The sequence below is a fragment of the Bacillus sp. FSL R10-2201 genome (genome assembly GCF_038008665.1).
Lineage (GTDB): Bacteria > Bacillota > Bacilli > Bacillales > Bacillaceae_G > Bacillus_A > Bacillus_A mycoides.
The window spans coordinates 2,208,263-2,221,001 of record NZ_JBBOZP010000001.1 but is presented as its reverse complement, the minus strand read 5'-3'; the positions used below and the strand labels follow the sequence as shown (position 1 = coordinate 2,221,001).

12 protein-coding genes are annotated in these 12,739 nt (G+C 33.7%); 4 read left to right on the top strand and 8 right to left on the bottom strand.

The genetic code is table 11. From position 1 onward, the window contains the following. Positions 1–27: 27 nt before the first annotated feature. Positions 28–1,230, bottom strand: coding sequence for an L-lactate MFS transporter (locus NSQ69_RS11530; protein WP_002127286.1), 1,203 nt, complete (start codon positions 1,228–1,230; stop codon positions 28–30). 651 nt (positions 1,231–1,881) lie between these two features. On the opposite strand from NSQ69_RS11530, the gene NSQ69_RS11525 reads away from it, so the two are divergent. After that, the gene (locus NSQ69_RS11525) at positions 1,882–2,067 is read left to right on the top strand and encodes a YkvS family protein (protein ID WP_002012762.1); all 186 of its coding nucleotides are present in this window, start codon (positions 1,882–1,884) and stop codon (positions 2,065–2,067) included. Between the two features lie 63 nt (positions 2,068–2,130). Here NSQ69_RS11525 and NSQ69_RS11520 read toward each other — a convergent pair whose 3' ends face one another. Then, entirely contained in the window at positions 2,131–2,430 is a 300-nt protein-coding gene (locus NSQ69_RS11520; RefSeq protein ID WP_002012759.1) for an ArsR/SmtB family transcription factor, read from the bottom strand. Between the two features lie 336 nt (positions 2,431–2,766). On the opposite strand from NSQ69_RS11520, the gene NSQ69_RS11515 reads away from it, so the two are divergent. Next, complete coding sequence (locus tag NSQ69_RS11515) at positions 2,767–2,940, top strand: hypothetical protein (RefSeq protein WP_002157923.1); 174 nt, start codon at positions 2,767–2,769, stop codon at positions 2,938–2,940. A gap of 166 nt (positions 2,941–3,106) precedes the next feature. On the opposite strand, the gene NSQ69_RS11510 is transcribed toward NSQ69_RS11515, so the two are convergent. The 4 genes from NSQ69_RS11510 to NSQ69_RS11495 all read right to left on the bottom strand — a co-directional run bounded on the left by NSQ69_RS11510 (position 3,107) and on the right by NSQ69_RS11495 (position 8,047). Further along, positions 3,107–6,196: an AAA family ATPase gene (locus tag NSQ69_RS11510; RefSeq protein ID WP_002185915.1), complete on the bottom strand. Its 3,090-nt coding sequence runs from the start codon at positions 6,194–6,196 to the stop codon at positions 3,107–3,109. Beyond that, positions 6,193–7,350 (bottom strand): exonuclease SbcCD subunit D, encoded by a 1,158-nt coding sequence (locus NSQ69_RS11505; RefSeq protein WP_002012752.1) that lies wholly within the window; start codon positions 7,348–7,350, stop codon positions 6,193–6,195. The genes NSQ69_RS11510 and NSQ69_RS11505 overlap by 4 nt, the downstream gene beginning before the upstream one ends. A 15-nt stretch (positions 7,351–7,365) precedes the next feature. Further along, entirely contained in the window at positions 7,366–7,605 is a 240-nt protein-coding gene (locus NSQ69_RS11500; protein WP_002085739.1) for a DUF2584 family protein, read from the bottom strand. 184 nt (positions 7,606–7,789) lie between these two features. Continuing rightward, on the bottom strand, positions 7,790–8,047 hold the full coding sequence (locus NSQ69_RS11495) for a hypothetical protein (protein ID WP_002012747.1): 258 nt from the start codon (positions 8,045–8,047) through the stop codon (positions 7,790–7,792). Positions 8,048–8,397: 350 nt separating this feature from the next. On the opposite strand from NSQ69_RS11495, the gene NSQ69_RS11490 reads away from it, so the two are divergent. Both NSQ69_RS11490 and NSQ69_RS11485 read left to right on the top strand, forming a co-directional pair. Continuing rightward, positions 8,398–9,450, top strand: a complete 1,053-nt coding sequence (locus NSQ69_RS11490) for an enoyl-CoA hydratase/isomerase family protein (protein ID WP_002065275.1) — start codon at positions 8,398–8,400, stop codon at positions 9,448–9,450. 159 nt (positions 9,451–9,609) lie between these two features. After that, positions 9,610–10,242 carry a LysE family translocator gene (locus tag NSQ69_RS11485; RefSeq protein WP_087944757.1) on the top strand — a complete coding sequence of 211 codons (633 nt, stop codon included), beginning with the start codon at positions 9,610–9,612 and terminating at the stop codon, positions 10,240–10,242. Between the two features lie 106 nt (positions 10,243–10,348). Here NSQ69_RS11485 and NSQ69_RS11480 read toward each other — a convergent pair whose 3' ends face one another. Further along, complete coding sequence (locus NSQ69_RS11480) at positions 10,349–11,809, bottom strand: CoA-acylating methylmalonate-semialdehyde dehydrogenase (protein ID WP_002127280.1); 1,461 nt, start codon at positions 11,807–11,809, stop codon at positions 10,349–10,351. Positions 11,810–11,848: 39 nt separating this feature from the next. Beyond that, entirely contained in the window at positions 11,849–12,739 is an 891-nt protein-coding gene (locus NSQ69_RS11475) for an NAD(P)-dependent oxidoreductase (protein WP_002031851.1), read from the bottom strand.

Below are 12,739 nucleotides of genomic sequence, written 5' to 3'. Positions count from 1 at the left end.
ACATAGTGTTAAAGAAGATTTATATACTTACGCTACACTGCGATACTCTTCTTCTTTTTCTTTTTTCTGCTTAGGCACTTGGATTAAAAGTGCGATAATAAATGATACGACACATAATACGCCGATCACCATGAAAGTTGGTTTGAATCCACCTAGAACTGCACCGATAAAGGAACCAGCGAGCGCTCCAAATCCAAATCCTTGATACACAATTCCGTAGTTCTTACTATGGTTTTTCATACCGTAGAAATCACCAACGATAGCTGGGAAAATAGTGATATTTCCACCAAAGCAAAACGCTACACTTGCTACACATACGAAGTAGATACCATAATTTAAATCTACGAAACTTAAAACCAAGACTGAAGCTGCCATAACAACAAATGTACCAGTAACGATTTTTAAACGGCCGATTTTATCTGATAACGGTCCTAAAATAATACGACCTAATGTATTGAAGATTGCAACCATAGCCACCGCATTAGCTGCTGTCGCTGCGCTAAGCCCTACAAGTTGAACACCAATGTCTTTTACCATACCAATTAAGTATAAGCCACTCATACATGATGTAAATAACATAATAAATAATAAGTATACTTGTTTTGTGCCTAACATTTCTTTCGTTGTATATTCCTGAGTTTTTGTTTCATGAACTGCTCCTTGATCTGCAGCTTGATGGATTAAACAAGCGCCAAGGACAATCATAGCTGTAACAATTAAACCCCAGTATATAAACGCTTGTGATACACCAACTGATTCAATTAACTGTGCGTTAATATATTTAAAAATTAAACTACCCGAACCATATGCAGAGACAGAAATACCAGCAATTAAACCTTTACGCTTTGGAAACCACTTTATTAAATTGGATAATGAAGTGATATATGCTGTACCATCTGCATAACCTACAACAACCCCTGCTAGTACATAAAGCAATATTAATGAGGAAGCTTGTGAACTAAGTATTAATCCACTTCCTAATGCTAGTCCAGCTATCATAATAAGTTTACGAAGTCCCCATTTTTCTTGCAATTTACTCGCAAACAAAGTTGAAAACGCTAAAGACAGGCTAGTAATTGAGAAAGTTATAGCAACAGCGTTAAGACTCCAACCGTATTTACTCACTAAGGGCTGATTGAATAAACTCCATGTATATATCGTACCAAGCCCCATTTGTACTATGACTGTTCCAAGGACAACAAGCCATGGATTAACCGATGATTTTTTCATACCATCTCTCCTCCTCTTTCTATTTCAATGCTATTCGCTAAATATGCTTTTTTTATTTTTATTTTCGCCACCTCATTCGACTTAACAACTTCATTGTATAGGATGTTTTCGCTTATGTAAGCACTTACAAGATGGAGCGTCAAAAATATGGAATCAGTTACAGAAAACGAAGGGTGAAATACAAAAAACTACTTGTTAAATACGTAGTAGTTTTTATAATGTTTTACATCAATACGACTTACGGAGCTTTCACATCCTCTTTTACCAAAAAAATTATCGAATTATCCATGGCTGGACTTCAATATTTTGCTTATCCTATTCTTATTTAACTCTTCAACGTTTATAACATGTTGCGTCTGTATTTCTTGATACAAATCATTTAATAGTCTTGTAATCAAAAATTCCATCTTTTATGCATTTTAACTTCCATATATCTTGTTTTTTAACGAAACATACAGAATTACAACGTTTTTTTACAATTTTATACATAAAAATAGAGAATATATAATTCATTTACATAATGTTGCACTTTAATTTTTACTAAACAACAAATATTTTATTGATAAATAAAACTAAACATTCACTAATATATCTATACGTGGTTTAATATATATAATAAACAAACATTTCTGACTTTTATAAGGAGGTACTATGAAAGCAAACGTAGGCGATACTATACTATTTCAACGAAATAACTTAAAGATCACAGCATCTGTACTAAAACTATACACTGAATCGGTCTTAGTTGAAGTCACAGATGTAAGCGGTGGTACTTTTGAATTTGACCGAACAATTGTAAATCATAAAAACTATAAAATTTTAAATGCAAATAAATAAAACAATACAATACAAAATAGCCCCTGCTTAACAGCGGAGGCTATTTTGTATAATAACAATTCATTAATTTACATATCCTAAAACACTAACAATCTTGCTTGCTTTTAAATTATTAATATAATAATAAATTTCTAACCCTCTTCTCTCAGCTCTTAGCACTTTACCTTTCATTTTTGATAAATGCTGCGAAACAGTCGATTGAGGAATATTCAATATTTCTGTTAATTGTGTTACATTACAAGTTTTGCGTGCACTTAATTCATTTACAATTTGTAATCGTATTGGATGCGCCATTATTTTTAAAATATCCACATCTTCTTCAGTTACTAAACTTTTTTTTATCTCGCTCGTATATGTTGTCATAAGACATTCCCCTTTTATTTGAATTCCTTTTTATTAAAATCTGCTTCTAAATAAAATATTATCTCTAAATATACAATTAAGACCCTTATATAGAAATAATAGGATTTTGATTATTTAAAAACAGCAATACTATACAATTTCATCTATTTGGTACATATACATAATACAATTTCAATTTGTGCTCTATGTGAAGTTAGCATAAATTTATAATGAAGATTTTTCAAACAATTCACATCTAACTATATACTTCCTCATAATACTATCCAGTGATTTTAACATATTTTAGGCATTTGTATATACTATTGCAAAACACATTAATATTGAGGGGGACTTTATATGCCAACACCGTCACAAGAACAAGTTGAAGAAGCTCGTGAAACATATGTCAGTCGTATTATTTTAGTTGGTGGTTCAGCTTTATTTTTAACAGGTGGTGTTATATCTGCAATTTCAGCTTTTAAAAGTTATAACCGTTTGGCAAATACGCCACCTTCTTCAAATGATTCATAATTGCATCATTCATTCCTTTAAATAATAAAGATGCCGCCTCTACTATAGAGACGGCATTTGTATTATTTAAAAACATTGTTAAATTCATTTGAACTTTATTGAAAAAACGTTGTGCCGATTTGGTACAATTTTCAAAGTAATGATAGATACTTTCAATTTGGCAAGCTTATTTCACCACAAACCGCGTCTGACTACACCCATCCTTCTGCTTCGTTACCTCTAATACGGCTGGCATTGCGTTTTTCAGTTCTTGAACGTGTGAAATTACACCGATAAAGCGACCTGATTTTTGCAAGTCGATTAGGGCGTCAACTGCTTTCGTTAATGACTCTTCATCTAATGAGCCGAATCCTTCATCGATAAACATCGTTTCGATGGAAATACCACCCTCATACGCTTGAATTACATCTGCCATTCCAAGTGCTAAGCAAAGTGATGCGTTAAATTTCTCACCGCCAGATAATGTTTTTACATCTCGGGTTTGACCTGTATATGCATCATATACATCTAATCCTAATCCACTTTGTCGATTCCTCTTTTCAACTCGTTCGCTTCGTTTTAAATAAAATTGTCCATTTGATAATTTACGTAGTCGTTCGTTCGCAATTTGAACAATTTGTTCTAAATACTCAATTAAGATGTAACGTTCAAAGGATATACGACTATCATTATCCCCTTTCATTACTTCATATAAATCAACAAGTTCTTGGAATGCTTTTTCTTCCTCATGAATTTGTTCATCAATTCGTTTAATATTTTCATGTAAATCCGTAATATATGATACGGCGTTTTGAGCACGTTGTCGTTTTTCTTTAATAATATCAAGGCTAATTTCCAATTCTCTCACTTGCTCATCTAATGAAGAAATGTCCATATACTCTTTATCTTTTAAGTCTGCTTTTAATTCGTCAATTTGTTTTGTAAGTACTTCTAGAGATGAGTAATAACTTTGGATTTCTTGTTGTAACTTATCCATCTCAGCATCATTTAATTTGGATTCTTTATATGTTAATTGATCTGTAAATCCGCTTTGTTCTAGCTCTTTCATAAAGCGTGTAAACGTCTCTTCTTTCTTCTCTTTTGCACTATTAAATTGATTAGAAGCATTATCATGTTCTGCTTGAATACGTATATTTTCATTTTGCCAATGTTGATACGCCTCTTGTACTTTCTCCCATTCATCTTCCATTAACCTAAGTTCTTGCAGAGCTTGGTCAAACTGTACTTTCCAAGCTTGTACCGTTTGCAAGCTTTCCGGAATATTTTGCTTATCATGTTCATATGACGTACGAAGCTGCATACACTCCATTTCAGTACGGTGCTGCACAGTTTCTACTTCACGCTTTTGTTTCTGGAGTTCTTCTACTTTTTCTTCTACGCTTTTTATATTCACAGCAATTTGCTTACGCGTTTCTTCACTTGCTTTTAACGCATTAACTTCTGCTGCTAATTGCTTTCCTTTTTGAACGAGCGCACTATATGTTTCTACTAATTCTTCTGAGCGATAGCCTCGCTTTAGCACTTCTTCTATCACTTGTTCATATTGAACTCGATAGAAATTCCACTTTTCTTCTAATTGAACATGTAATTTTTCCGCAATATTTTTCTTTTCTCTTAGCTCATTTAACTCTTTTTCATCAATTGCATTACTTTGCTCTGTAGCTTTTTTCGGGTGGTCCATACTACCACATACTGGACAAGATTCACCATCATGTAAATGAAGAGCTAATATACCAGCTTGTTCACTTAACCAGCGGCGTTCAATATTTTCATATGTACTAACTGCCTGTTGCATCTTATGAAACGCACTTTCTTTTTCTAGCTCGTATTTTTGTTTTTCTTGCCATACATCATATGCCTGCTTTAATACTTTTGCATCTTCTCGCATATTCGTTAGTGCTTCTACTTTAGCTACATATTGTTCAAGCGCTGCTTCTAATTGCTGTAATTCGCCAGACATTCTTTGTTTTTCATTTTTATGCGCTTCTAGTTGTTCATCTAACTTTTGCATACCTTCTTTTAATTTTCCTATTTGAATTTCAGCATTTTGCAAATTTAACTTTTTCTCAGCTAATGATGCAATAATTGGCTGTAACTCTTCTAGTCTTTGAACTTGTTTTTTAGCATTTTCTCGCTCGGATGCCTTATTCTTTAATGCTTCATATTTCTCCTGAGCAAGTGCAAAACTGTTCATTATATGCTCTTTTTTTGCGATTATCTGTTTTAACAAACTTTCAGACTGCTGTTCATATTGCATCGCTTCCTCATACCATTGCTCAAATGGTAATAATCGCTTCGCCTGTTCCGCATGTTTAAAAGATTTTTCTTTCATTTCGATTACGGCACGGTTTTCTTGTAAAATACTGTACTTCTCATTCTTTTGTTCTAAATCTTTGAATTTCTCATTTACAGCTTTTGCTGCATGAAAACGTGCCTCTGCTTCTTTTAATTGTTTCGTTTTGTCATTTTGTTCTAAGTGTAATTGCTCAACCTCTGCATTGTACCAAACTGTTTCTTGTTCTAATGCCTCTACTACTTGATGTGTATTTACATGCTCTTGTTCCACTAATGTCTCTAATAATGCCCCATCACGTATTGGTAATTTAAATACATTACGGAAATATAGCTCACGTTCTTTTTGTTTTTCTTGTAAGACGTCTTTCCATTGTTTGCGCTTTTGATCTAATATCTCACGCATTAATTTATAACGATCTGTTTTAAAAATGCGGCGTAGTATTTCTTCTTTATTTTCCGTTTCAGATGTTAATAATTTTCGGAACTCTCCTTGCGGTAACATGACAATTTGGCTAAATTGATGTTTACTTAATCCAATTAAATCTTCAACTTTTTTATTTACATCCGTTACATGAAAACGATCGACACATGGAACTTTTTCCTCATCAATTACTTCATATAATTCGACTGCATGTCCTGTAATTGTTTTATTTCCTTGTTTTTTATGGCCCAGTTGTCGTTTAATTTCATAACTTTTTCCTTTTAATTGAAAAGTTAATTCCACACTTGTATAAACATCATCATCAGCAAATTGGCTACGAAGCATGTTTGTATCACTGCGCTCTTCTCCACTAGCCTCTCCATATAATACATAACAAATCGCATCAAAAATCGTTGTCTTTCCAGCTCCTGTATTTCCAGAAATAGCGAAAATACGATGCTCACCAAGATCTTTAAAATCGATTACTTCTTTCTGTTTATATGGACCAAACGCGGTCATTATAAGCTGAATCGGTCTCATCCTCGCTCACCTTCCCGTTCTTGCACTGTTTGCAAAACATCTAAAAATAGACGTTCTTTCTCTTCTGATAAATCTAGCCCTTTCATTTCTTTATAAAATGCTTTTAAAAGAGATAAATCATCCGTTTTATGTCTTGAAACAGTTACTTCATTTTCATCTGTGAACTCTCGTCTTTGAATAGATCTTTCAACATGCATTGCATTTGGGTATACAGAACGTATTTTTTCCATTGGCTGCAAGACAGGATTTTCATCTAATAATTTCACAAATACATAATCTTCACTCACTGGATGAAGCAATAAATCGTCTATTTTCGCTTCTACTGTACGCATTTTACGACGTGGTGTAAGTAAACGTTTTTCAATTGTTGTTTCACCTTTTTCATCCAGTTCCACAATATAATATCCTTTTTTATGCTTTTCTTCAGAAATAGAATATGCAAGTGGTGAACCTGAATAACGAATTGTCTCATTACGTACAAAATGCGCTTGATGTAAATGGCCAAGCGCCGTGTAATGAAACTTATCAAAATAATGGCTATTTACATATTCAGCACCACCAATTGAAAGTGGTCGTTCCGCATCACTCGTATTTTCCTCTGCCTCTCCTGAAGAAGTTACAAATGCATGTCCTACAAATATGTGTCTCGCTTCTTTATCCATCGTTTCAGAGAGTTCGTTCATAAAAATACGCATCGCATCATCATGAGAACGAACATCTTCATTTTTCAATATATGTCTAACAATACTTGGATCTGCATACGGAACGAGATGGAAATGAACCTCTCCGTATTCATCATTTAAAACAACAGGATTGTATGGAAACTGGAATTGTCCAACAATATGTAATCCTTGTTTTTTCATTAAATTACTACCAAAATGTATGCGGTCCGGACTATCGTGGTTTCCTGCAACTGCAATTATTGGTGTTTGTAAATCAATAACTATCTTTTGTAATACATCATTTAATAAGTCTACTGCTTCTGTAGGTGGAATTGCTCGGTCATATAAATCTCCTGCAATAATTACAGCATCCGGTTTTTCCTCTTCAACAGCTTGTACAAACTGATCTAACACAATTTTTTGATCTTCAGTCATATATACACCATGAACAAGCTTACCTAAATGCCAATCCGCTGTATGAAAAAACTTCATATTACCCTTCTCCTTTTAGTTTACTGATTGTAGTGAAACAAGCTGATAGTTTAGTGTAGTTTTTCCGTTCTCCCATTCTAACTTTTGGACAATTGCACTACCGATTCTTTCTTCGTTTGATTTATATAAAGGCAATATTTCTTGAATAGTAAATAGATGATAACCATCTAAAATTAATTGAAATAAATTATCTTCTATATGTAATCTTACTTCTTTTTCATTTGAAATAATTTTTGTATGCATCTCAAATTTCATGCTAGATACAACCCCTTTTTTCTAATCTCTACATTTTAATAGTATAGTGGTCATGCAAGATTGACAAGTAAATACACCGCGATGTACATACTTTTTTAATTATAAATATTTTATGTTTTTTTATATGAAATACGGTATGTGAAATTATTAATCTACAAAAATAAAAATGCCCTTTCAGGCATCCTTATTTTTGTAAGTACTCTTTCATAACGTAGTACAATACAGTTATTAAGACAATCGCTACAAAAAACGCAAATACGGCCACAACATACCCATCTTTATTTAATAAAAAGCATATGGAAATAGATATTATAAAAATCGGAAACACGAGACGTACCTTAGCCTTCACTTCTTCTGTCGTATCTGTATGATGAAAATACTGTGTAATTCCTACCATAAGAGATGACAAAATAATAACCGACAATAGTAAAGGTCCTGGCATTCCGATCTCTCCTTTCTCTATTTCTAATTATATACAAACCCCGCGCTCTTTAAAAGTTAGATAATTCAGCCTTTTAACTTTTTCTACATCAACTCTTTAATTTACGCCACGTATACTAACTCAATATAAGTTATACATATAATAGCGCCTTCAACACGACATTTTCAAATAATAGCACTTACAGTAATGTTGTAATATTCCTCTTCATTCTCTGAAATCCTGCAAATATAACTCGTCAAAATATGCGATAAATACTAACACTAAGCACCTAATTTGGACAAAAATTATAGAGGACATTTCAGCATGTATCAAGAAATAAGAATAGAAAGATAAGTAAGGGAGGATTTATAATGACTGAACACGTTTTATTTTCTGTTAGCGAAAACGGCGTTGCATCTATTACTTTAAACCGTCCAAAAGCACTTAATTCTTTATCCTATGACATGTTACAACCAATTGGGCAAAAACTTAAAGAATGGGAGCAAGATGAGCGTATTGAACTCATCGTTTTAAAAGGAGCTGGGACGAAAGGTTTTTGTGCAGGTGGTGATATTAAAACGCTATACGAAGCACGTTCTAACGAAGTTGCATTACAACATGCAGAGCAGTTTTTTGAAGAAGAATATGAAATTGATACATTTATTTATCAATACAAAAAACCAATTATCGCTTGTTTAGATGGAATTGTAATGGGCGGTGGTGTCGGTCTGACAAATGGAGCGACGTATCGAATTGTAACAGAGCGTACGAAGTGGGCAATGCCTGAAATGAACATCGGTTTCTTCCCTGATGTCGGTGCTGCTTATTTCTTAAATAAAGCGCCTGGATATACTGGTCGATATGTTGCTTTAACAGCATCTATTTTAAAAGCTCCTGATGTATTATATATTAACGCTGCTGATTACTTTATGACATCAGATTCATTACCAAATTTCCTTACCGCACTTGAAAATGTAAATTGGAAAAAAGAAGATGTACATACTCATTTAAAAGAAGTTATTCGTACATTTGCAACTGCTCCAAACTTAGATGGTAATCTTTCTTCTTCAGTAGAAGAAATTAATTCGCATTTTGCATTCGATACAATTGAGGGAATCATTCAATCGTTAGAGAAAGATCAAAGTCCATTTGCCCAAACAACGAAAGAAAAGCTATTATCCAAATCCCCTGTTTCATTAAAGGTAACATTAAAACAGTTTATTGATGGCCAAGAAAAGTCAGTTGAAGAATGTTTCGCGACAGATCTTATACTCGCTAAAAACTTCATGCGACATGAAGATTTCTTTGAAGGAGTACGCTCCGTTGTAGTTGATAAAGACCAAAATCCAAATTATAAATATAAACAATTAAGTGATGTTTCAGAAGAAGATGTAAATCGATTCTTTAACTTACTTAACGCTTAAACAAAGAGGCCATATATTGTAGCACACTCTCAGCTACTCTATATGGCCTCTTCTTTTTAGTTAAATAATTTTAAATATAATTTAATTTTATTTAACTAAAATATATGTTAAACTAACGTTAATCGAATTTTCTAAAAACAACAAAGGAAGGCGGATAACATTATGGAAAATTTTTTTCTGTTTATTATTATGTCTATATGTCTTATTATTCTACCCGGTCCTGATACAGCAATGGCTACGAAAAACACATTGATTGCCGGCAAAATCGGCGGCGTAAAAACTGTTTTTGGTACTTGTGTTGCGCTTTTAATTCACACTTTAGCTGCTGTAATTGGTCTTTCAGCACTTATTGTAAAGTCTGCTCTTTTATTTTCTATTTTTAAATATGTTGGTGCTGTATATTTAGTCTATATTGGTATTAAAGCCCTTTTAGCAGTAAGAAACACAGAAGACTTAAATACAAATGACGTTCCAATAAATAATGACAATAAACATACTTCTTGCTTTCGCCAAGGGTTTCTTACAAATTTACTAAACCCTAAGGTTGCAGTCTTCTTTTTAACTTTTTTACCACAGTTTTTAAATCCAAATCATAATACATTTATACAACTTCTCGTTATGGGACTTACTTATCTCATTTTAACCGTCATTTGGTTTGCTTTTTATATATTTTTAATTGATAAAATTAGTGCTTTTATGAAAAAACCGAAGACACAGCGTTATATTCAAGGGATTACAGGAATCGTCTTAATTGGGTTTGGTATTAAATTAGCCTTTGAAAGAAATAGTTAACACAATACAAACGAAAATACACTACTCCATTATGAGTAGTGTATTTTCGTTTGTATTATTTTTATAATGAGTGGGAATGCACCCCACTCATTATCATTTCACTTTATTAAAACCAGCGCTCAGTTACAACTTTTTTACGTGTATAAAATTGAACGCCATCCGTACCATTTGTACCAAGATCTCCAAAGAATGAAGCTTTGTTTCCTGCAAATGCGAAGAATGCCATTGGTGCTGGAACATTAACGTTTACACCAATCATACCAGCATCAATATTGTCTCGGAATGTTTGTGCATGTTTTCCATTTGACGTATAAATAACAGCACCATTCGCAAATTTCGATTGATTTGTCAGCTTAATACCTTCTTCTAAATCTTTTACTCTTACAATACTTAATACCGGAGCGAAAATTTCATCTTGCCAAATTTTCATTTCTTGATTTACACCATCAAAGATTGTTGCACCAACAAAGTAACCTTCTCCAACTTCTTCATTGATTTTACGGCCATCTACTAGTAAAGTTGCTCCATCTGCTACACCACTATTAATATAGCCTAAAACACGCTCTTTATGAGATTCACGGATTAATGGTCCAACATAATTATCTTCGTTGAAACCGTCACCTACTTTTAACTTCTTCGTTTCCGCTACTAATACATCAATGAATTCATCAGCAATTTCATCAACTACTGCTACTACTGAACATGCCATGCAGCGCTCTCCACTACTTGCAAACGCAGACCCAATTACACCTTGTACTGTTTTCTCAAGGTTGCAATCTGGCATAACAACTGCATGGTTTTTCGCACCTGCTAACGCTTGTACACGTTTACCATTTTTTGTACCAGTTTCATATACGTAGCGTGCCACTGGCTCAGAGCCAACAAACGAAACTGCTTGAATATCTTTATTTTCTAAAATACTATTTACAACATCTTTTCCGCCTTGTACTAAATTTAATACCCCTTTTGGAAAACCAGCTTCATAGAATAACTCTACAAGTCGCTCAGCTAAAAGTGGCGTTCTTTCAGATGTTTTTAATACGAATGTATTACCGCAAGCAATTGCAAGTGGGAACATCCATAATGGAATCATCATCGGGAAGTTAAACGGTGTAATACCAGCAACAACTCCGATTGGGTAGCGCCAAATCGATCCATCAATTCCACTAGCAATATTCGGAAGAGCTTGTCCCATCATTAAATTTGGTGCTGATGTTGCAAGTTCTACCGCTTCAATACCACGCTGTACTTCACCAGTTGCATCCGTTAGCGTTTTACCGTTTTCTAGCGTAATGATTTTTGCAAGCTCATCTTTATTTTCTTGTAACAGTTGTAGATATTTGTATAGTTGTCTTGAACGATTTGGAACTGGCACTTTAGACCATGTTTTGTATGCCGCTTTTGCCGCTTCAACAGCTTTTTCAACATCTTCTTTTGGAGAAAGTGGAACGTAAGCGATGATTTTTCCAGTTGCCGGATTCGGAACCGCTTCTACTTCCGTACCAGTAGATTCTACCCATTCGCCATTAATATGATTTTTCACTCGTTTAATTTCAGTTGTAATCATTATATTCTCTCCTTTTTTATCATGGTTTTTATAAGTGCACTATTTTTGATTAGAAATTAATTGTTCGCTAACTTTCTTATATAAAGCAGCCATATCGTTTTCACCATATCCTGCCTCACTCGCTTCTTCATATACGTTTAATAGCATTTCGCTTACTGGTAAGTGAAGTTCGCTTTCTTTCGCTAAATCTACTGCAAATCCTAAATCTTTCTTTAATAAATTCACAGTAAAGCCTGGCTCATAATTTTCTGATGCAATGAAACTTTTATAATTACGCTCATAAATTCTACTTTGACCGTAACTTACATTTAAAATATCAAACATTTTATCTAAATCCATATTGTTCTTTTTCGCTAATGTTAAAGCTTCACTCACACCAGCTGTATAAAAACCAATTAATAGATTATTAATTAATTTAACAGTTGTACCACTATCAATCTGCTCACTAACATGGAAAACATTCGCTCCAAGCACTTCCATGACAGATTCAGTTTTCTCATATACTTCTTTCGATCCACCAACCATAAACGTTAATGTACGGTTTTCTGCACCAATTACCCCACCGCTAACAGGTGCTGCTAAAAAGTCTACTTTCTTTTCCTTCGCCGATTCCTCTAATTGTTTGTTTAATTGTGGAGATACTGTACTTGTATCAATTAAAGCTACATTCGAGTGGCTATTTTCAAATAATCCTTCTTCCCCAAAATATACCGCTTCCACAGCACGAGGTGAAGGCAAACTTGTAAAAATCACATCGCATGTCTCTGCTAGTTTTGAGATTGATAGGCCGATAATTCCTCCTTCTTTTTCAAAGGAAGCTTCCGCCTCTTTATTCAAGTCCACTCCATATACTGTGTAGCTAGATTTAACTAAATTTTTAGACATTGGAAGACCCATGTTACCTAAACCGATAAAACCAATCTTTTTCAT